The sequence below is a fragment of the Nocardia sp. NPDC058244 genome (genome assembly GCF_042882065.1).
In the GTDB taxonomy this organism is placed as follows: Bacteria; Actinomycetota; Actinomycetes; order Mycobacteriales; family Mycobacteriaceae; genus Nocardia.
Window position 1 is genome coordinate 203,220 of sequence record NZ_JBHVWX010000003.1, and the last position, 25,384, is coordinate 228,603.

Below are 25,384 nucleotides of genomic sequence, written 5' to 3' on the forward strand. Positions count from 1 at the left end.
CGCGTCATGGTGAGCCCCGATAATTGGGGGCATCGAATTTTCGACACCGCTTGGCACAACGGCATTTTCGCGGTGAGGATGGCGGGGTGTCACAGACCTCCCTCGCGCTGCGCGACCTGCCCCGACTACCCCTGCGCCGGCTCGGCGAGCTGGGCGGATTGCTGCGCCCCGGCACGCACAGTTCCCCGCTGCGGGAATTCGGCGAGCGATTCGTCGTCGATCCCCCCGGATTTCCCACGATGCTGGTCACCCACGAACCCGGTGATGTGCGCGCGCTGTTCGCCAATCACGACGACTTCTCCATCGGCCAGGTACTGAGCCGGTTCTCGAGTCACGACGTGATGTTCGGCAAGCAGACGATGATCTTCCTCGACGGCGAAGAGCACCGGCGCGAACGCAAGCATTTCGCGCCGCCGTTCCAAACCGCCGCACTGCGTTCCTACGAGGACCTGATGGTCGAGGTGGTCGAGCGCGAACTGCCGAACTGGCCGGTGGGTGAGTCCTTCGAATTCCTGACCGCGGGCTACGACCTCGCCATCGGCGTGCTGCTCGGCGTCGTCTTCGGCGAGGTCGCGCCCGAGCGCCGCGACCGCCTGCGGAACGCGGTCGCCGCGTGGTTCGGCGAGATCGAGAGCCGCGGCTTCCTCGCCGTCACCCTGATCACCCCGGTCATCGGCGGCCTGACCATCCCCTACCCGCCGCTGCGCCGCGCCCAGCGCGAGGTCGACGCCGTCATCGTCGAAGAGATCACCGCCCGCCGCGCCGCGCCCGAGCACGCGAGCGGCCGCCGTGACGTGCTGTCGCGCTACATCGGCACCGACCTCGACCAGCACGACGACCCCGCCCTGGCCCGCAATATGCGCGGCATCCTGCTCGGCGCCTACGAGACCACCGCCATCACCCTCGGCTGGATCGCCGCCATGCTGGCCGCCCATCCCGCCGCCATGGCCGAGGTCGACGCCGCCGTCGACACCGGCGACAGCGCGCGTCTGGACGACTATCTCGACGCGGTGGTCGCCGAAGTCATGCGGCTGCGCCCGGTCTCGCCGTTCACCGGCCGACGGGCGTTGCGCGACACCGAGATCAACGGCATCACCATCCCGAAGGGCGCGATCGTCATCGTGCCGATCCTGCTGATCCACGAGTCCGAGCACCACTACCCCGACCCGATGACCTTCCGTCCCGAGCGATTCCTCGACCACCGCCCGAGCACCAACACCTGGCTCACCTTCGGCGCGGGCGCGCACCGCTGCCTCGGCGCGCAGTTCGCCCTGGCCGAGGCGCGGATCCTGTTCCGCACGGTGCTCGAGCATCGCCGCATCGCGCCGATCGACGGCCCGATCGAGCCGCCGCGGCGCTATCACACCGGCTTGAGTCCCGCCGCGAACGCGCGCATCACCCTGCTCCCCCGCTGACGGCGGCGACGGCCCACCACACTAGTGTTGCCGAAAGTGTGCTGGCCGTCCGTCGGCGGCGGCGATCTCCGATGAAGGGACAGTTGTGAACCGCACCCTGCTCGTCACTTCCGTGCTCGCTCTCGCGCTTCTCGGAACCGGTTGCTCGCGCGCCGCCGACCCGGTGCCGCCCACCCCGACGACGCCGCCGCCCACCACCCCCACCGACTCCACCACCCCCGTTCCGGTCCCGTCCGGCACCCACCGCAGAGAAGGCGACTCCTACGACCCGACCGACCCGAACAGCGTCTGCTTCGGCGCCAAGCCCGAACTCCCCCGCCCGTATGCGGGCTGTCCCGGCTACGACCCGAGTCAGCCGCACGGCTAGCGGACCGTCGGCTCCGTAGGATCGGTGCGGTGTCATCAGCTCCGCAGTTCCGGTTTCGACGTTCCCGCCTCACCCCCGCGCAGGACGTGCCGAAACCGGCGGTGCCGACGGCACGCGCGATCGTCGACTGCGGTGTCTACGTGGCCGGGCGGCGTCTGCCCGGCCGGTTCACCCCGGCCGCGGCGCTGGCGGAGGTGCGGCGCCGGTGCGAGGGGTTCGTCTGGGTGGGGTTGTTCGAGCCCGATACCCGGCAGATGGGTGAGATCGCTCAGACCTTCGACCTGCATTCGCTGGCGGTCGAGGACGCGGTGAAGGGCAATCAGCGGCCGAAGCTGGAGCGCTACGACGACACCCTGGTCACGGTGATGCGCACGGTCGCCTATGTCGAGCACGACATGGCGACCGTGAGCGAGATCGTCCAGACCGGCGAGATCATGGTGTTCACCGCGCCCGATTTCGTGGTCGCGGTCCGGCACGGTGAGCATTCCGGGCTGGCCGAGGTCCGGCACCGGCTGGAAGCGGATCCGCAGCGCCTCGCGCGGGGCTCGGGGGCGGTGCTGCACGCGATCACCGATCACGTCGTCGATTCCTATCTCGAGGTCGCCGGATCCGTGGAATACGACGTCGAGCAGATCGAAGAGGAACTGTTCACCCCGCGCAGCCGCTTGCCGATCGAATCGATCTATCAGCTCAAGCGCGAGATCGTGGAGTTGCGGCGAGCGGTGAGCCCGTTGGCACAGCCGCTACAGCTGCTGACCCGTCCCGAGACACCGCTGCCCAAGGAGATCCGCCGCTACCTGCGCGATGTGGCCGATCATCACACCGGTGTCGCCGAGCGGATCAGCGACCTCGACGAGTCACTGACCGCGCTGGTGAGCGCGGCGGTGGCCAAGATCGCGATCCAGCAGAGCGCCGACATGCGCCGGATCTCGGCGTTCGTGGCGATCCTGGCGGTGCCGACGATGATCGCCGGCATCTACGGGATGAACTTCGACTACATGCCGGAACTGAAGCAGACGTGGGGTTATCCGGTGGTGCTGGCGACGATGGTGGTCATCTGCCTGGCGCTGGTGGTGGTGTTCCGCCGGATCAGGTGGCTCTGAGTCCCGGCCGATCGAGTGTCAGCGGTGGTGTCAGGTGTGCGTCAGGGCGGTATCAGGACGCCCCGGCACAGTGTGTTCATCGAAGAAAACAACCGGCACCGACACCGTCGGCGCCACAACGGATTTCGAGGAGAACACCATGTCTGTCACCACCCTGACCGCCCAGGACGCCGGCACCCTGCGCACCGCCGCCTACGGCGCCGTCTCGCTGCTGGCGGCCGCGGGCGCGCCACACAAGGCCATCTCGCACGGCTCGATCGCCCTCACGTCGGCGACCGGTCTGGTCGGGCACGTGCTGGCCGCCAAGTCCAAAGATGTTCACCTGCACGGTAAGTCGGTCGCCGAGCTCGCCGACCAGGTGTTGCCGAGCCTCACCGCGGCCGTGCGCCTGCTGGGCGAGCAGCACCCGGCCGAGGCGGCCAACTTCCGCGACACCGTCCTGACCGCCACCGAATCCGCCGCCCAGTTCGCCCAGGGCGCGCCCAGCCCCGCGGTGACCGCGATGCTGCGCAAGATCACCGCGGCCCTCGACGCCGCCTGACGGGTTCGCTGAACAGCCGAAGCGCCCGCCGGACAGGTTCCCGGCGGGCGCTTCGTTCGTGTCAGGTCTTCGGTTGGGTGAGGTCGTAGAACGTGACGCCGTCGATCTCGACGGCGTTGTAGTGTTCCGTCACCCAGGCGGTGATCCTGGATCCTTCACCAGTGTTCGACGAGCCCGGTCCACCGCCGGATCCGCCGGCGATGAAGTAGTGGATGTCACCGTCGGCGACGTAGCGCTGGAACTGCTCCAGGGTCGGCGACGGGTCGCCGCCGCTGAACCCGCCGATGGCCATGACCTCGCCATCACCGGCGAGCTGATACCCGCCCTGCGACATCGAGCCGACCGTCGCCGCGACCCATCGGTAGGAGTCGTGATCGGCGTCGAGCAAGGCCACCACCTCGTCGCTGACATCACCGCCACCGAATCCGGGGATCGTCATCGTAGTGCCGGAACCGGGGGCTCGATCGGCGCCGGGCATCCCGCCGTCGGCGCTCGCACCGTCGCCGGTAGCACCTGGGAATCCGCCGGGCCCACCCGTGCCCCGCTCGGTCTGCGGGCCCGCGGTCGGGATCGACCCGGTGTGCGCGGTGCCGATCGTGTCGACGGTGTACGCGACGGGCCCGGCGACGCCGACGAACAGCGCGGCCAGCACCGTCACCACGGCGAGGTTCGTGCGCTTCCCGGCCAGCAGCCCGGCCGCCGCGAGCACCGCGGCAGCGGCGACTGCCCATTTCAGCCATGGCACGAAATCCGTTGTGCGAGTGAGCAGAATCCACGCCGTGATCGCGGTCGCCGCGACAGTGGCGACCAGGGTCAGCCGAATCCACCAGCGATCCCGGCGCGGCCACAGCACACCGAGCCCCGCGGCGACTGTCCCGGCCAGGGCCGGTGCCAGGGCGACGGTGTAGTACTCGTGAAAGATGCCGCTCATCAGGCTGAACACCACACCGGTGACCACGCCCCACACACCGAACAGCACGAGCACGGCCCGGCGCGGATCGCTGCGGCGCGCACGCCCGCACACCACGATGCCGGCGACCAGCAGGATCAGTGCCGCGGGGATCAGCCAGGCGATCTGTCCGCCGACCGCGTCATTGAACATCCGCCCGATCCCGCTCTGCGAGAACGGACTTCCACCTCCGAAGCCGCCGGGCACGTCACCGGAGATGTCGGGCAGGTTCCCGCCACCGGATCCGCCGCCGGGGCCTTCACCGCCGCTGAGCCGGTCCAGCCCGTTGTAGCCGAGGGTGAGTTCGATGATCGAATTGTTCTCCGAGCCACCGAAATACGGTCGCTGATCGGCGGGCCAGAACTGGGCGATCAGAATCCACCAGCCCGCACCGACGACCATCGCCGCCCCGGCCGCGAACAACTGCGCGATCCGCTTGCCCAGCGCGGGTGGCCCGAACAGCAGGTAGGTCAGGGCGAGCGCGGGCAGGACCAGCAGTACCTGCAACTGCTTGGCCAAGAACCCCAGCCCGACGAACAACCCGCACCACACCAGCCAGCGCCACCGGCCGTCACTCAGCGCCCGGCTCATCGCCCACACCGCGGCCAGCATCAACAGCACCAGCAGCGCGTCGGGATTGTTGAACCGGAACATCAACGCCGCGACGGGGGTCACCGCCAGCAGCACACCTGCCAGCAGCCCGGCATTCGCTCCGTAGTGCCGCCGCACGATCGCCCACAGCAGGGCCACCGACGCGACACCGAGCAGCCCCTGCGGCACCAGCATGCTCCAGCTGTTCATCCCGAACAGCCGCACCGACAGTTCCATCGGCCAGAACGAGGCCGGGGTCTTGTCGACGGTGATGGCATTGGACGCGTCGAGCGACCCGAAGAAGAACGCCTTCCACGACCTCGCCCCCGCATCGACGGCAGCCGCGTAATAGGTATTGGCCCACCCGTTGGCCGACAGGTTCCACAGGTAGGCCCCGGTGGTCCCCACCAGCAACAGGACCAAGCCGACCCACTGCGCACGTCCATCGCGGCGAACCGTGACCGCCTCGCCGACTTCGGCACGGGTATCGAGGTGCCCGGAAGGCACGATGGCGGTAACTGACATAGCCACCACCGTGCCCCCGCCCGCTACAGCCCAGCTGGGTACCGGCTGGGAGCCCGCTGTGAACCGCGACGCCGACAGCCGACCACGCTCACGGGACGGCGTTGTCCATGCTGACCCATCACCCTCGCGCGAGATCTGCTGCTGGCGACCGACGGCGAGGCGAGGTCGGCCGCCCGGACCCACGCAGCGGAGATCCCGGGGCGGGGCCCGCCCGGCTGATGACGACTACCGGGTACGCGTCGAACCCGGCGAAGAGATCGGCGGCGGGGGTCCAGGTGATGGGCATCAGGTCCGGCCGATCAGGTCGTGGCGGCGCAGGATCGCGTGGACCGTGGAGACGGCGGGGACGTGGTCGGTGGTGGCGCGGAGCAGCTCGGCGCGGATCCGGCGGGCGCCCCAGCCGGGACGGGTCAGCCGGATCCGTACCACGGCCGCCTCGAGTTCCGCGGGTGAGCGGCCCGGCACGGTTTTCGGGCGACGGGAGCGCGGGGCGAGCCCGTCCGCACCGTGTGCCCGGTAGCGCGCGAGGTAGCTGTAATACGTCTTGCGGGAGATCGCGTAGCGGCGGCACACCTCGGTGACCGTCAGCCGGTCCCGTTCGGGGGCCTGCAGGATCTCGAGCCACTGTCCGGCGGGGATGCTCATGGATCACACCGCATCGGCCCGGTCGGCCACCGGGGCGGGCGCGGCCGGCGGGGCGGCGTCCTCGGTGGGCGCGGCCGTTGGCTTGCCGGGGATGAACGAGGCCGCGGCGATCATGATCACCGCACCGCCCGCGATCCAGAGATAGGCGTGCTGGAAGCCCAGCTGCGCGCCGACCGTGGTCTCCATGACCAGGGCGACCGTCGCGATACCGATCGACGCGCCGAGCTGGTTGAGCATGTACAGCACCGAACTGCCCTGGGGCACCAGCTCCGGCGGCAGCGTGCGATACACCGATCCGATGACCGGCGCGCCCGCCGACCCGGTGCCGATGCCGAGGGCGACCGCCGCCAGCGCCGTCCACCACAGGTGGGTGTCCGCGTCGAAGCGGGTGAACACGAGCGAGCTCAGCAGCGCGATGGTCGCGCCGATCAGCGCGAGCCTGCGGGAGCCGAGGGTGTCGGACAGCCTGCCCGCCAACGGCATCGCGAACGCCGAACCGAGACCGAAGGGCGCGAGCAGCAGACCTGCTTCGAAGGCGTCGAAGCCACGCACCTGCTGGTAGTACAGCGGGATCGCGAAGATGCTGGCGAAGCTGACCAGGCCGAGCAGCGCGGCCGCGATCACACTGGCGGTGAAGCTGCGCCGCGCGAACAGCCGCAGGTCGATCAGCGGCGGTGTCAGCCTGGGACGCAAGGCGTGCACGGCGTAGCCGGCCAGCAGGACGACGGCGACACCCAGCGGCAGCAGCACCTGCCAGCTCGCGGCGGTCCCGTGCTCGCCGACCGCCGACAGCGCGAGCACACCGGCGGCGACACCGGGACCGATCAATGCCACACCGAGCACGTCGAGCTTGGTGGTGGACGGTTCGGGCGGGTCGGCGGGCAGGATCCGGCGCGACAGCACGAAGGCGACGATCGCGATCGGCACATTGATCAGGAACATCCAGCGCCAGTCGAAGCTGCTCAGGATCAGGCCGCCGACGATCGGGCCGAGAATCGGACCGGTCGACCCGACGATGCCCATCACGCCCATCACCCGGCCCATCCGGCTCGGGCCCGCCGCCCGCGCCAGCAGGGTGAGCATGAGCGGGTCGAGGATGCCCGCGCCGATGCCCTGGATCACCCGGAACACGATCAGGCTGTCGATGGACCAGGCCAGGCCGGAACCGATCGACCCGAGCAGGAAGACCACCAGCCCGGACAGCCACAGCGTGCGGCCGCCGAACCGGTCGACCGCCCACGCGCCGACCGGGATCGTGAGGGTCAGGGCCAGCAGGTATCCGGTGGACACCCAGCCCACGGTGGCGAGCGAGGTGTCGAATCGGGCGGACAACGTGTCGACCGCGACCGCGGCCATCGAGCCGTCGAGGATGCCCATGATCCCGCCGAGCAGGATCACGGCGATCATCCGGCGCAGGGCCGGGTCGAGCCGGTCTTCCAGGGGTTGCGTCATCGATTTCTCCCGAACTGGAGCAGCGTGAATTGAACTCGCTGGTTCACTCTAATGTTCACAATTGAACATATCAACCCGAGTACATGGAACTGAACCGGTGAGGCAACTTTCCGATGCGGATGAGATAGACTGCGGTGGTGACTTCAGCGACGACACCGGCCGGTCAGACCACTTCGCGCGGGCGGATCGACAAGCGCCAGGCGATCCTGGACGCGGCGTTCGTGGTGTTCGCCCGGCGGGGGTACGCGCAGGCGGGCGTGCAGGAGATCGCCGAGGTGGCCGGGGTCGCCAAGCCGACCATCTACAACCACCTCAACGACAAGGAGACGCTGTTTCGGCACGCGCTGGCAGCCGTGAGCGATGCCGTTCTGGCCGAGAACCTGGCAGTGGTCGAACGGTTGCGCACCCCGGGCGAGGACCTGCGCGCCACCCTGGAAGATGTGGCCTACCGGCTGATCCGGTCGTGTTGTTCGGAGCAGTCCCGATCCCTGCGCTGGCTCACCTACGGCCAGGTCGCCCAGTTCCCCGACCTGATCGATGTCGTGGTGAGCCGCACGTCCGACCAGCTCGGCGACGCGCTCGCCGATCGGCTGGCACGGCTGGCACTGGCGGGCCGGCTGCGCGCGAGCGATCCGGCGACCGCCGCCGAGCAGTTCCTCGTCCTGATCACCGGCCCCATGGAGGGCCGGACCCGGCTGGGCACCCGCAAGGTCGCCACCGCCGAGATGCACGCCGTCGCCACGGCGGCCGTCGACACCTTCCTGCGCGCCTACGGCACCACGGAGAACCCTTGAGTCACCGCCCTTTCCGCTTCGGCCTCGTCACCGTCTCCCCCGCCGACGCGACAGCCTGGACCGCGACTGCCCGCCGGGCCGAAGACGCCGGCTTCTCATCGCTGCTGCTGCCCGAGCTGCCCGCCCCGGTGCCCGCTCCGCTGACCGCGCTCGCCTGGGCGGCCGCGTCCACGACGACGCTGGAGGTCGGAACGTTCGTGCTGGCCAACGACTTCCGCAATCCGTTCGTCCTCGCCAGGGAGGCCGCCACCCTGGATCTGGTGTCCGGCGGCCGGTTCCGGCTCGGTCTCGGCGCCGGTCAGACCGCGCTCGGCTACGGCGAGCTGGGGGTGGCGGTCGAGTCCGACCGGATCAGGTTCGAGCGCTTCGCCGCCTCGGTCGGAATCGTCAACGCGCTGTTCCGCGGGGAGCCCGTGACGGCGACCGGACCGCACTACACCAACACCGGGACGGCGCTGCTGCCGACGCCGCCACGCAAGGTGCCGCTGCTGATCGCGGCGGGTGGGCGCAGGGCGACCGAACTCGCCGCGGCCGAGGCTGACACGATCGCGTTCAGCACGTTCTCCGCCGACCAGCTCGCCCGTCAGGTCGGGTGGCTCGACAGTGCCGCGGGCGCACGGCATTCCGAAATCGAGCGCGGCCTGCGGTTCAGCACTCCGACGAGCACGATCGGTCCGCCCATTCCCGCCGGGGCGCCGAATCTGCTCACCGGATCGGCGACGCGGGTGGCCGATCAGCTCCAGCGGCTCCGCGACGAGTACGGCATCTCCTACATCGTCGTCGACGACGACGCGGCACGGGAGCTCGCGCCCGTCGTCGAGCGCCTGTCGGGCACCTGATCGCTCAGGCGCCCTCGGCGGCGAGTTCGGCACCGGGGATCGCGGCCAGCAGCTGCCGGGTGTAGTCGTGGGTGGGCGCCCCGAAAACCCTTTCGGTGCTGTCGATCTCGACGATCCTGCCCTGCCGCAGCACCGCCACCCGATGGGCGATCTGACGCACCACGGCCAGATCGTGCGAGATGAACAGGTACGCCACGCCGGTATCGGCCTGCAACTCGGCGAACAGCTCGAGGATCTGTGCCTGCACCGAGACGTCCAGCGCCGAGACGGGCTCGTCGCAGACCACCAGTTCCGGCGACAAGGCCAGCGCCCGCGCGATCGCGACACGCTGCCGCTGCCCGCCGGAGAGTTCGGCGGGCCTGCGGTCCAGCATCGCCACGGGCAGCGCGACCCGGTCGAGCAGCTCGCGGGCCCGCGCCGCGCGGTCGGCACGGTTCCCGACCCCGAAGACCCGCAGGGGCTCGGTGATCACGTCGCGGATGGTGAAGCGGGGATCCAGTGACTCGTACGGGTTCTGGTAGATCACCTGCGCCCGGCGGCGGAAGGCCCGCAATCGCGCACCCTTGCTCGCGGTCACCTCGTCGCCGTCGAAGACGATGCGGCCGCCCGTGGGTGGGGTCAGGCGCAGCACCATCCTGGCCGTGGTGGTCTTGCCCGAGCCGGACTCCCCCACCAGCGCCAACGTCTCCCCGCGACGCAGGGTGAAGCTCACGCCGTCCACCGCGCGGACTCTTCTCGCACCACCGTTCGCCCGCGGCAACGGGAACTCCTTCACCAGATTCTCGACGGTGAGCAGGGGCGCGGTGTCCGGAAGCCGGGCCGGCGCGCGGATACCGGCGCGTCCGGGGACGCTGCTCAGCAGCTGCCGGGTGTACGGGTCACGGGGACTGTCGAGGATCTCGCGGGTGGGTCCGCTCTCCACGATCCGGCCACGCGACATCACCGCGATCCGCTGGGCCCGATCGGCGGCGACACCGAGGTCGTGAGTCACCAGAAGGACTGCGGTACCAAGGGTTTCGGTCAGGTCGGCGATGTGGTCGAGGATGCGCCGCTGCACCGTCACGTCCAGTGCGCTGGTCGGCTCGTCGGCGATGATCAGCGCTGGGTTCGCGGCGATGGCGACGGCGATGAGCGCGCGCTGGCGCATACCGCCGGACAGTTCGTGCGGGTACTGGGCGGCGCGGGTCCGCGGGTCGGGCATCCCGGCCCGTGCCAGCAGGTCCACCGCCGCCTCGGCCGCCGACCGCCGCGAGGCCAGGCCGTGGATCAGCAGGACCTCGGCGACCTGTGTGCCGATGCGCTGCACCGGGTTCAGCGAGACCGCCGGATCCTGCGGGATCAGCCCGATCTGCGCGCCCCGGATCGCGCGCAGGTGCTTGTCACCCGCCGTGGCGAGATCGGTGCCACCGAATCGGATACTGCCCGCGTCGATCCGGCCCGCGGCGGGCAGCAGCCCGGTGACGGCGTGCGCGGTCGAACTCTTGCCCGATCCGGATTCGCCGACCAGCGCGACGATCTCGCCGGGCGCGATGTCGAAGTCCACCGCGCGCACCGCCCGCGCCCGGCCGGTGCGGGTGCGGTACGACACCGACAGCCCGCGCACTTCCAGCAGATTCCCGGTCATCGCCGACGCTCCCATTCCCCGTCCAGTGCCCGCGCGATCCGGTTGGTCGCGAGCACGACGAACGCCACCACGAGGCCCGACATCGTCGAGATCCACCACGCGTTGGCGAGATAGTTCCGGCCGCTCGAGATCAGCGTGCCCCACTCCGGCGCCGGGGGCACCGCGCCGTAGCCGAGGAAGCTCAGCGACGACACCGCCAGCACCGCGGTGCCGAGTTCCAGCGTGGCCAGGACGACGACGGGGCCGATCGAGTTCGGCAGCACATGGCGGCCGAGTACGGTGAACCAGCGCGCCCCGGACGACCACGCGGCCTCGACGAACACCGCCTGCCGCACCCGCAGCACCTCCGCCCGCATCACCCGGGCGAACCCGGCCACCCCCGCGACGCCCACCGCGACCGCCACTTTCACCGTGCCGTAGCCCAGCGCGGTCACCAGGGCCAGCGACAGGAACAGCGACGGAATCGACAGCAGCACATCGGCGAAACGCATCAGCACGTCGTCGACCCACCGGCCGACGAAACCGGCGACCAGGCCGAGCGCGCCGCCGACCAGGAACGCGACGGCCACCGCGATCACCGTCGCCCGCAGCGACAGCGCGGTGCCGTGCACGACGCGGGTGAACAGGTCGCGACCGAGTTCGTCGGTACCGAACCAGTGCTGTCCGCTCGGCGGTGCGAAGATCTCCGACGGCACGCCGAGCAGCGGATCGCGGGCGGTGAACAGCGTCGGCCACGCCGCGGCGAGCACGACCAGCACCAGCGTCACCACCGAGAGCACCAGTCCGGGCCGGTACAGCAGGAACCGCGCGAACCCGCTCCGGGCGGCGTCGGTGTCGTGATCGTCGTCGGCGGTCCCGGCGATGACGGGGCGGGCGACGGCAGGCGCGGTGTCGGTCACGCGTAACTCCTCGGGCGCGCGACCACGATCCGCGGGTCGAGCAGCGGATAGATCAGGTCGACGATCAGGTTCACCACGACGAAGACGAACGCGCCGAACACCACCACGCCCTGCACCAGCGGAATGTCCTGCACGCTCACGGCATTCGCCATGACGCGGCCGAGACCGTTGCGCGAGAACACCGTCTCGATCACCACCGCGCCCGCCACCAGCTGCCCGACCAGCAGTCCGACGAGGGTCAGCGCGGGCAGGGACGCGTTGCGCAACGCGTGCCGCAGATGGACCCGGATCCGGCTGGCGCCCTTGGCCCGCGCGGTCTGCACGAACGGCGCGTCCAGGGTACTCAGCAGGCTCTTCGCCAGCACCTGCGCGAGCAGCGCGCCGGTCGGGATCGCCAGGGTGACGGCGGGCAGCACCAGCGCGGCAGGCCCGCCGTTGCCGAAGGCGGGGAACAGCGGGATCCGGAACGACAGCAGTTGCACCAGCATCAGGCCCGCCCAGAACGACGGGATCGAGATCGCCAACGGCGGCAGCGACAGCAGGACCTGTCGCAACCAGCGCCGCGAGGTGTAGGTGGCGGCGACCGCGAGGCCGCCGCCGAACAGCACGGCCAGGATCAGCGCCGCGCCGGTGAGCTGCAGGGTGGGCGGCAGTGCCGCGCCCATGGTGGCGGTCACCGACCGGCCGGTGGCCACCGAGTCGCCGAAGTCACCGACCACCGCCCGCCCCAGATAGTCGAGGTACTGCACCACGATGGGCTGATCGAAGCCGTACTCGGCGCGCAACGCGGCGAGTTCCCGCGGATCGACCGGTGAGGAGGTCAGTCCGCCGCCCGCCATCGCCGACACCGGGTCGCCCGGCAGGAACTCCAGCACGAAGAACGACACCGTGTACGCCGCCCACAGCACCCCGACCGCCTGGGCCAAGCGGCGGATCACGTACCGTCCCACGCCGGTTCAGCTCCGCCAGGTGTCGTGCAGCCGGGTCCGGCTCGACGACTCGAAGGTCAGGCCGTGGACGGTCGGCCCCGCCGCGAGGACCGTCTCGAGCTCCACCACCGGGATCACGTAGGCGTTGCGCACGACCAGCTGCTGGGCTCGCTCCACGATCGGCTGCCGCTCGGCCTGGTCGGCCTCGGCGGCCTGGGCGGTGAGCAGCCCGTCGAGCTCGCTCGGCGGCAGCCGGTAGGCGTTGACCTGCTGGGTGGAATACAGCGTGCGCAGGCAGTCCGGGTCGGCCCGGCTCAGGTCGCCGCCCCACAGTCCGTCGAAGTCGCCGGAGCCGATCAGCTGCGGGAACTGGGTGACCTGGAGTTCCCTGAGCTGCAACTCCACCCCGACGGCCTTGAGCTGCTGCTGGACCAGTTCGAGCGCGGCGCGGGTGTTCTGGGAGTTGTTGAACCACACCACGTTCAGGCTCAGCCGGGCGCCGTCCTTCTGCCGGATGCCGTCGCCGCCGGGCCGCCAGCCCGCCGCGTCCAGCAGCGATGTCGACCGGGCGGCGTCGAAGGCGAGGTCCGCGGACAGATCGGTGTACCCGGGCGTGGTGTGCGAGAGGATGCCGGTCGCTGGCACCGTGCCGCTGGCGAAGACCGCCTCCACGATCTGGCGCCGGTCGACGGCGGTCTGGATCGCGCGGCGCACCTGCGCGTCCTGCAGGATCGGCCGGGAGTTGTTGAGTCCCAGGTTGAATACCGCACCCGGGTGCGACCGGGTCAGCAGGGAGATGCCCGCGGCCTTCAGTCCGGCCTCGTCGGCGCGGCCGAGGCCGGCGGCGACGTCGATCTGCCCGGACTGCACACTGCCCGCGCGGACCCCCGATTCGGGGATCACCGTGAACTCGATGGTGTCGAGGTAGGCCTCGCCCGTCTTGGTCCACAGCGGGGAACCCCACGCGTACCCGGCCCGCTTGGCGATCGTGATCGACTGGTTGGGCACGTACTTCGACAGCACGAAGGGCCCGGAGCCGATCACCCCGTCACTGCAGCGCTGCTGCGGCGTCTTCTCGGCGCTGGCCGCCGAGACCAGACCCAGCGCGGCCGTCGAAGTCGCCTGCAGGAACTGGGCGTTCGGCTGTTCGAAGGTGACCCTCGCGGTGTACTCGTCGACGACCTCGGTGCCGACATAGCCGTTGATGTAGCCCTTGGACAGGATCGCCAGCGCGCCCAGCTTCGGGATCGCGTCGAAGTTCGCCTTCACCACCTGGGCGTTCACCGGGGTGCCGTCGCTGAAGGTGGCGTCGCGGCGCAGCCGGAAGGTGAACGAGCGCGCGTCGGACCCGACCTCCCAGCTCTCGGCCAGCCACGGCACGGTCTTGCCCGTCTCCGGATCCTGGTCGGTCAGCGAATCGACGGTCTCGCGCAGCGAGTACAGGGTGTCACTGCTGCCGACCTGCTGGGGATCGACGCAGCCCGCGTCGGAGGCGACCGAGAACCGCAGTGTGCCACCGGATCTCGGCGGCCCCGCGTCGCCGCCCTGCGGTGCGCCGGTGCCACACCCACCGGCGAACAGGCTCACCACCGCCGCCGACACCACAGCACGGCGAATCGACTTCTTACGAACAGCACTGCTCACGCCAGAATTCCTCTGTCTACTGCCCGGATTCACGTGGGACTCACGGCGGGCGACACGACGAAAGATTTCACACCACGAAATACTCGGTCAACAATTCGGATCACCTCGCTCGCAATACATCGTCGCACCGAATTGTCCGGCACGCCATCGGACCGTTCCCGGCACCGTGCTAGCTTCGCATCGTGTCGATTACCGAACGACGCGCCGCGCGATGTGTTGTCGCCCGGCAGAGAAAGGACCGACGTGACCGCCATACACGACAATCTGCTCGCCACGATCGAAGCGGAGCGGGCGATCTTCCGAACCTTCAACAAATTCTTCCGGATCGCCGACACCCAGGAGAGCGAGCGGTTCAGCGAGTGCTTCACCCCGAACGCGCTGATCGAGTACCGGATCATGCCCGGCCCGCCGGTGCTGTTCCACGGCCGGGACGAGTTCACCGCGCACATGAGCCGCGTGCCCAAGTCGCAGCGGTCCCTGGTGGCCCACGTGATCGGGCAGGCCAGTATCGAATGGAACGGTGACAAACCCCTGCTCACGGCCTATGCCACGGTCTGGCACTGGTTCTCGAGCACCCCGGCCACCGATATCGGCAGGCCGGCCGACTGGACCGTCATCGGGCTGGTCCAGGACGAGTTCGAGCAGTACGAGGGCGAGTGGCTGATCTCGCATCGCGACGTGCGCCATGTCGCGGGGCGGGTCGCGGCGGGGCACGGACCGATCTGAAGAAAGCTCGTCGGCACCGCGCGACCGGGCCGGGCTCGCCGTCGAGCCCGGCCCGATCAATGTCTGCGCGAACGCCGCGACAACAGTGTCGCGGAATTGTTCGGGAACATCGGTGACACGATGTTCCGATAACTTCGGTGACATTTCCGTCTCCACTATTCCGAGGCCACCGGTGAAATTGTCACCCATGTTCCGACAACATTTACCCGGCCGCGCACCGGATATCGGAATACTGCGGTCGGTTCACTCGAAACCTACGGTCGGTCCGCAGGTTTTCCACCGCGATCTTGTATGCCCCGAACGACCCGTGCGAAGGTGATGTCAGCCCGGCCCCGGAAACAACGCGGCCGAGGTTTCCTGGAGGCTCCCGACCGGCCTGTTCGACGCCGCGGGAGAAATCTGCTCCGGTTCGGGTTCGAGCGAGAGGTGTCACGCGATGTCGGAAGTCCTGGAACTGGCCGAGCAGGTCGAACTGCTCACCGCACGGCTCGAGACGCTCGAGACGGTTCGCGCGCTGAACACCCTGCGCCACGACCTGCCCCGCCACATCAACGAAGGCCGGTGGGCCGAGGTCGGCGAGTTGTTCAGCGCCGACGCGTTTCTCGACTACCGCCATCTCGGCCAGGCGCGGGGCCGGGAGGCCATCGCGGCCTACTTCGCCGGCTTGCCGCAACTGATCGAGGACAACAGCCCGGCGGGGCAGGTCCTGGTCAAGCAGTTCCTGCACGGGCACGACGTGGAGATCCTCGGCGACCGTGCGACGGGGGTGTCGTTCTTCGAGGAGAAGGTCGTCTTCGACACCGAAAGCTCTTTCGTGGCAGGCAAGTTCACCGACGAGTACGTCCGCGAGGGCGGCCGGTGGCGATTCGCCCGGATCGAGCTCGACCTGTACTGGGTCGTGCCGTACGCGCGCGGCTGGCAGCAGTAGCCCCGGGCGCCGGAACAACAGAGAGGCTCGTCATGCTCCAGAAGAACACCACCAAGCGCATCGGCTACTGGCTGCTGCACCTGCACCAGCAATTCGACGCGGCCACCGGGACGCTGCTGCGCGAAGAGAAGCTCACCCGCCGCGACTGGCAGATCCTGCATGCCCTGCAGATCGGGCTGGGTAGCGTCGCCGAACTCGACGAGGCGTTCGCGCCGTTCCTCCTCGCCGACGGCGCGCACACTTATCAGCCGATCGTCGACGACTTCACCGGCCGCGGCTGGGTGGAGAGCACGGGTCCGGCGCTGCGGCTGACCGTCGCGGGCGAGGCCGCGCACGAGCGCGCCGAGACCCTGGTGAACGCGCACGCCGCCGAGTCACTGCGTGGCATCACCGAGGAGGAGTTCCTCGCCGCGAACGCCGTGCTGGCGAAAATCGCCGACAACATCGCCACCGAGGAGGCGTCATGACCTCCCCGCACGATCGGCCGTTCCGCTTCGGCCTCTGTGTCTTCACCCCGTCCACGCGCGCGGAGTGGGTCGCCAAGGTGCGCGCGGCCGAGGAGCTGGGCTACGACGTCATCTCGGTGTCGGACCATCTCGGCATGCCCGCCCCGATCCCGACGCTGCTGCTGGCCGCCGAGGCCACCGAACGGATCCGGATCGGCACGCTGGTGTTCAACACCGCCTTCTATCACCCCACCGTGCTGGCCCGCGATCTCGCGACGGTGGACCGGTACTCCGGCGGCCGGGTCGAGCTGGGACTAGGCGCCGGCTACGACCGCGCGCAGTTCGACGCGGCCGGAATCCCGTTTCCCGGTGCGGGCGAACGGGTTTCCCAGCTGGAGCGGACAGTCGCCGAGTTCCGCAAGCCGCGAGCCGAGCTCGACAATTACGCCCGGTTCGAACAGCCCGACGGACCGCCGATCCTGATCGCCGGGCGCGGACCCCGGCTGCTGAAACTGGCCGCCGCGCACGCCGACATCATCGCCTTCACCGGCACCACCGAGGTCCGCGACGGCGACGGGCTGAAACTGGGCGGCATCACCGAGGTCACCGACCGGATCGAGTACGTGCGCGGGCTGCTCGGCGATCGGATCGACCAGGTGGAGTTCAACATTCCCGTCCACAAGGTGCTGCCACGAGGCGCGACCGACGGCGTCACCGACGTCTGGCAGAACCACCTCGACCTCACGCCCGCGGAGCTGGAGGCGCTGCCGTCGCTGCTGTTCGGCACGCCCGAGGAGAACGCCGACACCCTGCGCGAGCGGCGCAAGACCCTCGGCCTGACCTACTACACCGTGCTCGAACCCGAGATGGAGTCCTTCGCCCCGATCATCCAGGAAATCCGGAGGACGACACCATGACCGACCGCACCACGGTGGACACCGGCACCGGCTACGGCCGCGAGGCCCCGTCCTATGACAAGCGGCTGACCGAGGTCGGGCCCGGCACGCCGATGGGCGAGGCGCTGCGCCGCTACTGGCATCCGATCGCCACCTCGGCCACCCTCACCGCCGACGCACCGCATCGCACCCGGATCCTCGGCGAGGACCTGGTCGTCTTCCGCGACGGGCAGGGCAGGGCGGGCGTGGTGTTCGAGCGGTGCGCGCACCGGGGCGCCAGCCTGTTCTTCGGCCGGATCGAGGACGACGGCCTGCGCTGCGGCTATCACGGCTGGAAGTTCGACGTGCAGGGCCGCTGCCTGGAGCAGGCGTGCGAGCCCGATCGCGGCCGGCGCCGGGACGCCGCCCGGCAGCCGTGGTATCCGGTCGAGGAGCGCTACGGGCTGGTGTTCGCGTACCTGGGCCCGCCCGACCGCAAACCGGCGCTGCCCCGCTACGACGTGCTCGAGGATCTCGCCGAGGGCGAGCAGTACTTCGCCGAGTGGCCGTTTCCCGGGGTGTCGGTGACCGGCGCCGAGCAGGACTTCCACTGGCTGCTGATCTACGAGAACACGATCGATCCGGTGCACATCAACTGGCTGCACTCCCAGCACAGCGGCTACCAGTTCCTCGGCACGGGAACGACCGGCTTCCCCGAGGACTTCTTCGATCCGTCCACCCTGCCGGGCCGGGTCAGCTACGACCGCACCGAGTTCGGGGCCAAGTACGGTGTCCGGTTCCTGGACCGGGAACGCGACGGCGTGCGGGCCGAGCGGATCTGGGGCGCCGAACTGCACCTGCCCAATGCCACGGTGCTGCCGGACTGGGTGGAGCTGACCCCGGATACCAAGGCCGACATGGTGATCTGGGCCGTGCCGATCGACGACACCCGGCATCGCGCGTTCTTCTCCATCCGCGCGCGCGATCCCGGCCGCGTGCAACGGTTCCTGTTCGGCATCACCCAGGACGGCAAGAACCCCTGGGAGCTGAGCGACGAGGAACGTCGGCGGTTCCCCGGTGACGGTGAGATCATGACCTCCCAGGGCCCGGTCGCCCTGCACTCCGAGGAAACCCTGGCGACCACCGATCGCGGTGTGGTGCTGTTGCGCAGGCTGTTACGGACCATGATCGACGATGTGGAGGCGGGTCGCGATCCCCAGGGCGTGAGTCTGGTCGAGGAACCGGTCCGGGACACCCAGGCCGGACTGTTCACTCTCGCCGAGGCCACGCCGGAGGCGTCCGCGTCGGCGGTACCGGTGGCCGGTGTCTGACCGGGGCACGCGATGACCTGGACCGACGCGGAAGTACGCGCCCGCACCCTGGTGACGCCCGACATCGTGGTGCTCGAGCTCGCCCCGGTCGACGGTGCCGAATTCCCCTCGTACACCGCCGGATCCCATATCGATGTCCAGCTCGGTTCCGGGACGGTCCGCCAGTACTCGCTGTGCGGAACGCCCGGGCCGGGCCGGTATCGGCTGGCCGTGCTGCGCGTGGCGAACTCGCGCGGCGGGTCGCGAGCGATGCATTCGCTGGCAGTGGGTGATCGGGTGCGGATCTCCGCTCCGCGCAACCACTTTCCCCTGGTGGCAGCTAAGCGTCAGGTGCTGATCGCAGGCGGGATCGGGATCACGCCGCTGCTCGCCATGCGGGCCGAGCTCGACCGGGCGGGCGCCGACTACGTGCTGCACTACAGCGCCCGGAGCCGTTCTCGCGCAGCCTTTCTGGACGAGCTGACCGGCAATCCCCGGGTCAGCTTCCACATCGACAACGAACACACCGCGCTCGATGTGGCCCGTGATCTGGGCGATCCGCGGCCGGGGACGGCGGTCTATGTCTGCGGGCCGGACGGGTTCATGGACTACGTGCTCGGCAAGGCCGAGGCGCTCGGCTGGCCGCGCCAGGCCCTGCGCACCGAACGTTTCGGCACCGATCTCGCCGCACCGGCCGGGGCCGAGGCGACCGGATTCGTCGTCCGGGTGGCCTCCACGGGCGCCGAATACCCGGTCGCCGAGGACCGGAGCGTGCTCGATGTCCTGCTGGACAACGGTGTCGACGCTCCCTTCTCGTGTCAGCAGGGCATCTGTGGCGAGTGTGTCGTGCGCGTGCTCGCCGGCGATCCCGACCATCGCGACGATGTGCTCACCGACGGCGAACGGGCCGAGGGCATGTTCACGACCTGCTCGTCCCGGTCCCACTCCCCCGTTCTCGACCTGGACCTGTGAGCACGCCGCGAAAAAGGAGTGGCGGGCGACCGGTCCCCCCGGGAAGGGTTGCCGGTGTGGTGAGCAGCGAGGTGTGGGATGCCGCGAAGGCCGAGCGATACGACCGCGACTCGGCCTTCATGTTCGCACCCGAGGTCCTCGATCCGGCGGTGCGGTTCCTGGCGGACGCGGCCGACGGCGGTGCCGCGCTGGAGTTCGCCATCGGCACCGGCCGGGTCGCGATCCCCCTGCTCGAGCGGGGCGTCGACGTGCACGGAATCGAACTGTCCGCGCCCATGGTCGACCAGCTCCACCGCAAGCGCCCCGACCTCCCGGTGGTCGTCGGTGACATGACCACGAGCCGGATACCGGGCGAATTCGCCCTGGTGTACCTGGTGTGGAACGGCCTCGGCAACCTGCTGACCCAAGCCGAGCAGGTCGAGTGCTTCCGCAATGCCGCACGGCATCTCGCCCCCGGCGGCAGGTTCGTCATCGAACTGTGGGTGCCCGGCATCCGGCGGTTCCCGCCGGGTCAGGCCGCGGTGCCGTTCCATGTGGGCAGTCACCACACCGGATTCGACACCTACGACCTGAGCACCCAGCGGGGCACCTCCCACCACTACCGACGCCATCCCGACAGCACGGTGACCTACGGCCACAGTGACTTCCGCTACGCCTGGCCCGCCGAGTGCGATCTGATGGCCCAGCTGGCCGGACTGTCGCCGGAGCGGCGCTGTGCGGACTGGCTCGGCACGCCGTTCACCAACGACAGCGAGAGCCATGTGTCGGTCTGGCGCACACCGCCGGACCGACACCGCGGCTAGCCCGCCGGCGTCGAGATCGCCGTCGACGTGAGGTCGGGGGCGATGCGGCGGGAGAAGCCGGTCAGTACCTGGCCCGGGCCCAGCTCGACCAGTTCGTCGTAGCCGTCCGCGACGGCGCGCTCGACGGTGTCCACCCAGCGGACCGGGGCGAGGAGCTGGCCGCGCAGGAGCGTGCGGATCTCGGTGGGGTCGGCGACGTAGTCGGCGGTGACGGCGCTCAGGACCGGGATGCGCGGTGCGTGGACGGCACAGCGGTCGAGCTCGGTGCCGAATTCGTCGGCGATCTCGGCCATCAGGGGGGAATGGAACGCGCCGGCGACCTCGAGCCGCACCACTTTCGCGGCGCCGGCGGCGCGGGCCAGGTCCTCGAGGTCGGCCACCGCCGCGGCGGCGCCCGAGACCACGGTCTGGGTGGGCTGGTTGTAGTTGGCCACGCCGACGACCCCCGAGGTCACCTGGGCGCACAGGGTGTCGACGCGCTCGGCGGGCAGCCCGATGACCGCGCTCATCGCGCCGTCGTAGCGGTTCGAGACCTCCGCCATGAGTTCGCCGCGGCGGCGCACCAGGCGCAGCACGGTGTCCTGGTCGAGCACACCGGCGACGGCGAGGGCGGTGAACTCGCCCAGGCTGTGTCCCGCGACGGCCGCCGGGGGCAGGCCCTGCTCGGCGCGGACGGCGCTGAGCGCGAGGCTGGTGGCGACGATGGCGGGCTGGGCGACATCGGTGGCCCGCAGTTGTTCGGCGGTGCCCTCGACACACAGCCGGGTCAGCGGGAGGCCGAGGATGTCGTCGGCCCTGCGGAAGACCTCCGCGGCCGCCGGGTGGTCGGTGATCCAGGCGGCCATTCCGGGCCGTTGGGAGCCCTGGCCGGGGAACAGGGCCAGGGTTCGTCTGCCGGTGCGCAGCTCGTCGGGTTGTTCGCGGAGGAAAACGTCTGCGGTCATGACGGGGACCTCTCGGGTTCGACTGTGGTTGTCAGGGAACGGCTTTCGCCGGGTTCGGCGGTACGACGGCGGGTGGCGCGGAATTCCGCACTCGCCGCGAGCACCGCGAGCAGGCCCGCGGCCGCGATCACGGCCGCCGCCGGACGGTAGGCATCGGCGGCGACCGCGATCCCGACCGCGATCGGCACTACCAGCGCGGCACCGAGCTGGACCCCGGTCTGGTAGAGCGGCACCGCGATCGGGCGGAGGTCGGCGGGCACGGTCGCGGTCGACTGCATGTTCAGTGCCGCGAACGACAGCACGAAGCCCGCCTCGATCAGCAGCAGCACCGGCAGCACATCGCCGGTGTAGCCGCGGATGTCGGGCCGGGCGACCAGCAGCAGGTGACCGGCCAGGGTCGCCACCGCGCCGGCGAGGATCAACGGTGCAGTGCCGAACCGCGCGACGTAGCGTCCCGCGAACGGAACCGATACCGCCAGCGGCACACTCGCGGGTAGCAGGCCGAGCGCGATCTGCCACGGCGCCCAGCCGAGCACCTCGTGCAGCTGCACGGCGAACACCACCAGCAGGGCGAGATAGCCGCCGTTGAGTGCCGCCGCGCCGAGCGCGGACCGCACCAGGGAACCGTTGCGCACCAATGCCTTCGACAGCCGAGGTGGCGCACCCACCGGCGCGTCGGGGATCACCCGTCCCGCGGCGATCAGCAGCACCATCGCGACCGGCGCGGGAAACACGAACAGCAGGTGCCAGTTCAGTGCCGCGAGCCCGCCGGAGAGCAGCAGGCCGGTGGTGAATCCGGCTGCCCCGAACACCGCGTAGACCGAGATCGCCCGGCGCTGCTGGGCACCCGCGGGGAACTCCGCGGCGATCACCGCCAGACCGGCGGGTGCGGTCAGCGCGGCGGCGGCGCCCTTCACCACCCGCGTCGCGACGAGCAGGGTCAGGTCGTCGGTGAGCCCGCCGACCACCGAGGCGAGGGCGAACAACGCCATCGCGGCCAGATAGACTCGCTTGCGGCCGAATCGGGCGGCCAGGGCGGGCCCGGCCGGCAGCAGCGCCGCGAAACCGGCGGCGAAACCGGCCAACAGCCACTGGGTCTCCCACGCCGACCGGCCCAGTTCGCTGGTCAGCACCCCGAACGCAGGCACCAGGATCGAGCCCTCGATCGCGTCGAGGATCATGTTCCCCGACAGCACCAGCAGCAGTGCCCAGCGGCGCCGGTCCCAGCGCGGCGGTTCGGGCTCAGCCATGGCCGTTGTGCTGGGTGGCGAGCTGGAACTGCTTGTCCAGCAACGGCGGCAGCTGCTCGCTGACCAGCTCGATGTGCCGGGTCACCAGGTCGTCGGGCATGCCGGCGATGCTGGCCCAGAAGATCAGGTGCCGCACCGGCAGTCCGGCGACCCGGTCGTGGATCCGCGCGGCGGCCTGTTCGGGCGTGAGGATTTCGAGCAGGCCGAAGGAACCGTCCTCGGGGCGCTGCCGCAGCTGGTCGAGTTCCAGGGCCGGGGGCACCGGGGCGTCGGTGCCCGCCACCGAGAGCTGCCGGTAGGAGTTCATCTGATGGGCGAGGTGCGGGGCCACCCGTTCCCAGGCGGCCTCGGGGTCGTCGGCCAGCAGGATCGGCAGCAGGTCCGAGACCCGGGCGGTCTCGGGGTCGTGCCCGCCCTCGATCAGTCCCTCGCGGTACTGCGGGAACAGGGCGTGCGAGATGTGCAGGAACCCGATGCCGAGCCGCCCGGCCAGCCGAGCGCCACGCGGACCGTAGAACCCACCCCACAGCGGCACCGGGTCCTGGATCGGTCCCGGGGTGATGCCGCCGGTGGCCCAGAGCCGCTGGATCTCGGCGATGGTCTCGCCGGTGCGAGCGAAGCGACGGCCGAAATCGGTGTCGAAGAGCCGGTATTCGGGCACGCGATAGCCGGCACCCAGGCCGAGCTCGAGCCGACCGCCGCTGATCAGATCGACCAGCGCCGCCTCCTCGGCGAGCTGGGCAGGCTTGCGCAAGGCGGGCAGCACTACAGCGGTGCCGATGCGTACCCGCTTCGTCCTGGCCGCCGCGGCGGCGGCGAAAGTGAGCGGTTGCGGCAGGTAACCGTCCTCGAAGAGGTGGTGCTCGGTGAACCAGACCCCGCCGGCACCGCGCCGGTCGGCCTCCTCACAGAACTCGAGGGTGCGGGCGTAGTGGTCGGCCCACGGCCGCTGCCACTGGGCGGGGTTGCGCAGATCGAAAAGCAGTCCGACGTCCATTTCGGGTTCCGTTCGTCAGCGGGTGGATCCGGTCCACGCGCGGGGGTCGGTGAAGGCGGGCCGGCGTTCCAGGCGCCGCCAGCGGGCGACGGGCCGGGCGGGGGCCGGTGGTTCGGCGGCGGCGCGGCGCCGGGCGAGCAGCAGCAGGAGCAGGGCGCCGAGTTCGTCCGGGTCGGCGCTGCCCTTCTCGACGCGCAGGAAGGGCACCGGGTGCGCGGCGCTCATTGCGGCGGGTTCCCGTGCTTGCGGCGGGGCAGATCGGTGTCCTTGCCCGCCAGCATGGCGAAGGCGCGGATCAGCACCCCCCGGGTGTCGCGCGGGTCGATCACGTCGTCGATGAGGCCGCGCTCGGCCGCGTAGTAGGGGTGCACGAGTTCGTCGCGGTACTCGGCGATCTTGCGGTCCCGGGTGGCCGCGGGATCGGCCGACGCCGCGATCTCGCGCCGGAACACCACGTCGGCGGCGGCCTCGGCACCCATCACGGCGATCTCGTTGGTCGGCCAGGCCAGGGCCAGGTCGGTACCGATCGACAGCGAGTCCATCACGATATAAGCGCCGCCGTAGGACTTGCGCAGCACCAGCGAGACGCGCGGCACCGTCGCGTTGCAGTAGGCGTAGAGCAGTTTCGCGCCACGGCGGATGATGCCCGCGTGTTCCTGCCCGACGCCCGGGAGGAATCCCGGCACGTCGACCAGTGTCAGCAGTGGGATGTTGAAGGCGTCGCAGAACTGGACGAACCGTGCGCCCTTCTCGCTGGCGTCGATGTCGAGCACCCCGGCCAGGCTCATCGGCTGGCTGGCCACCACGCCGACCACCTGTCCGTCGAGCCGGGCCAGCGCGCACACCAGGTTCGTCGCCCAGGTGGCCTGGACTTCGAAATAGTCACCGTCGTCGACGATTTCGGCCAGTACCTCGCGAATGTCGTAGGGGCGGTTGCCGTCCAGTGGCACCAGCTCGGTCAGTGCCGTGGTCTGCCGGTCGGCGGGATCGGCGGTGAACGCCACCGGCGGCAGCTCCCGGTTGTTGGCGGGCAGCATCGCCAGCAGCGCGCGCACGTCGGACAGGCACGACTGTTCGTCGTCGTAGACGAAGTGCGCGACCCCTGACACCGACGCGTGGATGTCGGCGCCGCCGAGTTCGTCGTGGGTCACCTGCTCGCCGGTCACGGTGCGCACCACATCGGGCCCGGTGATGAACATCTGGGCGATGTCGCGCACCACGAACACGAAATCGGTGAGCGCGGGCGAGTACGCGGCACCGCCCGCGCACGGGCCGAGCATCACGCTGATCTGCGGGATCACCCCCGAGGCCCGGGTATTGCGGCGGAAGATCCCGCCGTAGCCGGCCAGCGCGGTCACGCCCTCCTGGATGCGGGCGCCCGCACCGTCGTTGAGCGAGACCAGCGGCGCGCCCGCCGCGACGGCCATGTCCATGATCTTGTGGATCTTCTGGGCGTGCGCCTCGCCCAGCGCACCGCCGAAGACGCGGAAATCGCCCGCGTAGACGAAGACCGTGCGCGCGTCGACGGTCCCCCAGCCGGTGATCACGCCGTCGGTGTAGGGCCGCCGCGCTTCCAGCCCGAAGCCGGTGGCCCGGTGCCTGCGCAGCGGCTCCACCTCGACGAACGAGCCGGGGTCGAGGAGCAGGTCGACGCGTTCGCGGGCGGTGAGTTTGCCCTTGGCGTGCTGTCGTTCGGTGGCCGCCGGATCGGGGCCGAGCCGGGCGGCGCGTTTGACGGCATCGAGTTCGTCGAGCCGGTCGGTGTACCCGGTGGGTTCGTGCACTGTCGTCATCGGATCTCCTGGTGGGTCTCGGC

At 70.2% G+C, this 25,384-nt stretch carries 25 protein-coding genes; 13 read left to right on the plus strand and 12 right to left on the minus strand.

The genetic code is table 11. The annotated features are described in order from the left end of the window. Window positions 1–86: 86 nt before the first annotated feature. From ACFVW6_RS10635 to ACFVW6_RS10650, 4 genes are all read left to right on the plus strand, one after another. Complete coding sequence (locus ACFVW6_RS10635; protein ID WP_378826787.1) at window positions 87–1,415, plus strand: cytochrome P450; 1,329 nt, start codon at window positions 87–89, stop codon at window positions 1,413–1,415. A gap of 85 nt (window positions 1,416–1,500) precedes the next feature. Beyond that, window positions 1,501–1,782, plus strand: coding sequence for a hypothetical protein (locus tag ACFVW6_RS10640; protein WP_355283945.1), 282 nt, complete (start codon window positions 1,501–1,503; stop codon window positions 1,780–1,782). 29 nt (window positions 1,783–1,811) lie between these two features. Next, window positions 1,812–2,885: a magnesium and cobalt transport protein CorA gene (locus ACFVW6_RS10645; RefSeq protein ID WP_378826790.1), complete on the plus strand. Its 1,074-nt coding sequence runs from the start codon at window positions 1,812–1,814 to the stop codon at window positions 2,883–2,885. A 139-nt stretch (window positions 2,886–3,024) separates the two neighbouring features. After that, window positions 3,025–3,426 carry a hypothetical protein gene (locus ACFVW6_RS10650; RefSeq protein ID WP_378826792.1) on the plus strand — a complete coding sequence of 134 codons (402 nt, stop codon included), beginning with the start codon at window positions 3,025–3,027 and terminating at the stop codon, window positions 3,424–3,426. A 61-nt stretch (window positions 3,427–3,487) separates the two neighbouring features. On the opposite strand, the gene ACFVW6_RS10655 is transcribed toward ACFVW6_RS10650, so the two are convergent. The 3 genes from ACFVW6_RS10655 to ACFVW6_RS10665 all read right to left on the minus strand — a co-directional run bounded on the left by ACFVW6_RS10655 (window position 3,488) and on the right by ACFVW6_RS10665 (window position 7,588). Then, window positions 3,488–5,491 (minus strand): ArnT family glycosyltransferase, encoded by a 2,004-nt coding sequence (locus ACFVW6_RS10655; RefSeq protein ID WP_378826794.1) that lies wholly within the window; start codon window positions 5,489–5,491, stop codon window positions 3,488–3,490. A 285-nt stretch (window positions 5,492–5,776) separates the two neighbouring features. Further along, entirely contained in the window at window positions 5,777–6,136 is a 360-nt protein-coding gene (locus tag ACFVW6_RS10660; RefSeq protein WP_378826796.1) for a helix-turn-helix domain-containing protein, read from the minus strand. A 3-nt stretch (window positions 6,137–6,139) separates the two neighbouring features. After that, entirely contained in the window at window positions 6,140–7,588 is a 1,449-nt protein-coding gene (locus ACFVW6_RS10665) for a DHA2 family efflux MFS transporter permease subunit (protein WP_378826798.1), read from the minus strand. 137 nt (window positions 7,589–7,725) lie between these two features. Between ACFVW6_RS10665 and ACFVW6_RS10670 the strand changes: the two genes are divergently transcribed. After that, a complete protein-coding gene (locus ACFVW6_RS10670) occupies window positions 7,726–8,382 on the plus strand; it encodes a TetR/AcrR family transcriptional regulator (protein ID WP_355284915.1) in 657 nt (218 codons plus the stop codon). Beyond that, window positions 8,379–9,221 (plus strand): LLM class flavin-dependent oxidoreductase, encoded by an 843-nt coding sequence (locus tag ACFVW6_RS10675; RefSeq protein WP_378826802.1) that lies wholly within the window; start codon window positions 8,379–8,381, stop codon window positions 9,219–9,221. Before ACFVW6_RS10670 ends, ACFVW6_RS10675 begins: the two co-directional genes overlap by 4 nt. A gap of 4 nt (window positions 9,222–9,225) precedes the next feature. Here the strand turns inward: ACFVW6_RS10675 and ACFVW6_RS10680 are convergent, their stop codons facing one another. Genes ACFVW6_RS10680 through ACFVW6_RS10695 form a run of 4 tightly spaced genes read right to left on the minus strand, consistent with a single transcriptional unit; the run spans window position 9,226 to window position 14,317 of the window. Continuing rightward, window positions 9,226–10,845: a dipeptide ABC transporter ATP-binding protein gene (locus ACFVW6_RS10680; RefSeq protein WP_378826804.1), complete on the minus strand. Its 1,620-nt coding sequence runs from the start codon at window positions 10,843–10,845 to the stop codon at window positions 9,226–9,228. Beyond that, complete coding sequence (locus ACFVW6_RS10685; protein WP_378826807.1) at window positions 10,842–11,744, minus strand: ABC transporter permease; 903 nt, start codon at window positions 11,742–11,744, stop codon at window positions 10,842–10,844. The genes ACFVW6_RS10680 and ACFVW6_RS10685 overlap by 4 nt, the downstream gene beginning before the upstream one ends. After that, window positions 11,741–12,694 carry an ABC transporter permease gene (locus ACFVW6_RS10690; protein WP_378826809.1) on the minus strand — a complete coding sequence of 318 codons (954 nt, stop codon included), beginning with the start codon at window positions 12,692–12,694 and terminating at the stop codon, window positions 11,741–11,743. Before ACFVW6_RS10690 ends, ACFVW6_RS10685 begins: the two co-directional genes overlap by 4 nt. A gap of 6 nt (window positions 12,695–12,700) precedes the next feature. Continuing rightward, window positions 12,701–14,317 carry an ABC transporter substrate-binding protein gene (locus ACFVW6_RS10695; RefSeq protein ID WP_378826811.1) on the minus strand — a complete coding sequence of 539 codons (1,617 nt, stop codon included), beginning with the start codon at window positions 14,315–14,317 and terminating at the stop codon, window positions 12,701–12,703. Between the two features lie 243 nt (window positions 14,318–14,560). On the opposite strand from ACFVW6_RS10695, the gene ACFVW6_RS10700 reads away from it, so the two are divergent. From ACFVW6_RS10700 to ACFVW6_RS10730, 7 genes are all read left to right on the plus strand, one after another. Then, window positions 14,561–15,043, plus strand: a complete 483-nt coding sequence (locus ACFVW6_RS10700; protein ID WP_378826813.1) for a nuclear transport factor 2 family protein — start codon at window positions 14,561–14,563, stop codon at window positions 15,041–15,043. 436 nt (window positions 15,044–15,479) lie between these two features. Then, on the plus strand, window positions 15,480–15,971 hold the full coding sequence (locus tag ACFVW6_RS10705; RefSeq protein ID WP_378826815.1) for a nuclear transport factor 2 family protein: 492 nt from the start codon (window positions 15,480–15,482) through the stop codon (window positions 15,969–15,971). 32 nt (window positions 15,972–16,003) lie between these two features. Continuing rightward, window positions 16,004–16,438 carry a hypothetical protein gene (locus ACFVW6_RS10710; RefSeq protein WP_378826817.1) on the plus strand — a complete coding sequence of 145 codons (435 nt, stop codon included), beginning with the start codon at window positions 16,004–16,006 and terminating at the stop codon, window positions 16,436–16,438. After that, window positions 16,435–17,334: a TIGR03621 family F420-dependent LLM class oxidoreductase gene (locus ACFVW6_RS10715; protein ID WP_378826819.1), complete on the plus strand. Its 900-nt coding sequence runs from the start codon at window positions 16,435–16,437 to the stop codon at window positions 17,332–17,334. Before ACFVW6_RS10710 ends, ACFVW6_RS10715 begins: the two co-directional genes overlap by 4 nt. Beyond that, window positions 17,331–18,623 (plus strand): Rieske 2Fe-2S domain-containing protein, encoded by a 1,293-nt coding sequence (locus tag ACFVW6_RS10720; RefSeq protein WP_378826821.1) that lies wholly within the window; start codon window positions 17,331–17,333, stop codon window positions 18,621–18,623. The genes ACFVW6_RS10715 and ACFVW6_RS10720 overlap by 4 nt, the downstream gene beginning before the upstream one ends. A gap of 12 nt (window positions 18,624–18,635) precedes the next feature. Further along, window positions 18,636–19,574, plus strand: coding sequence for a PDR/VanB family oxidoreductase (locus tag ACFVW6_RS10725; RefSeq protein WP_378826823.1), 939 nt, complete (start codon window positions 18,636–18,638; stop codon window positions 19,572–19,574). A 59-nt stretch (window positions 19,575–19,633) separates the two neighbouring features. Continuing rightward, window positions 19,634–20,377, plus strand: coding sequence for a class I SAM-dependent methyltransferase (locus ACFVW6_RS10730; RefSeq protein ID WP_378826825.1), 744 nt, complete (start codon window positions 19,634–19,636; stop codon window positions 20,375–20,377). Here the strand turns inward: ACFVW6_RS10730 and fabD are convergent. From fabD to ACFVW6_RS10755, 5 genes are read right to left on the minus strand one after another with little or no spacing between them, the layout of a single operon-like run. After that, complete coding sequence (gene fabD, locus ACFVW6_RS10735) at window positions 20,374–21,321, minus strand: ACP S-malonyltransferase (RefSeq protein ID WP_378826827.1); 948 nt, start codon at window positions 21,319–21,321, stop codon at window positions 20,374–20,376. The two genes, ACFVW6_RS10730 and fabD, sit on opposite strands and share 4 nt — an antisense overlap. After that, window positions 21,318–22,571, minus strand: a complete 1,254-nt coding sequence (locus ACFVW6_RS10740) for an MFS transporter (RefSeq protein ID WP_378826829.1) — start codon at window positions 22,569–22,571, stop codon at window positions 21,318–21,320. Before ACFVW6_RS10740 ends, fabD begins: the two co-directional genes overlap by 4 nt. Beyond that, on the minus strand, window positions 22,564–23,568 hold the full coding sequence (locus ACFVW6_RS10745; RefSeq protein ID WP_378826832.1) for an LLM class flavin-dependent oxidoreductase: 1,005 nt from the start codon (window positions 23,566–23,568) through the stop codon (window positions 22,564–22,566). The genes ACFVW6_RS10740 and ACFVW6_RS10745 overlap by 8 nt, the downstream gene beginning before the upstream one ends. 15 nt (window positions 23,569–23,583) lie before the next feature. Then, the gene (locus ACFVW6_RS10750) at window positions 23,584–23,793 is read right to left on the minus strand and encodes an acyl-CoA carboxylase epsilon subunit (RefSeq protein WP_378826835.1); all 210 of its coding nucleotides are present in this window, start codon (window positions 23,791–23,793) and stop codon (window positions 23,584–23,586) included. Beyond that, a complete protein-coding gene (locus ACFVW6_RS10755) occupies window positions 23,790–25,361 on the minus strand; it encodes an acyl-CoA carboxylase subunit beta (protein ID WP_378826837.1) in 1,572 nt (523 codons plus the stop codon). Before ACFVW6_RS10755 ends, ACFVW6_RS10750 begins: the two co-directional genes overlap by 4 nt. Window positions 25,362–25,384 lie beyond the last annotated feature (23 nt).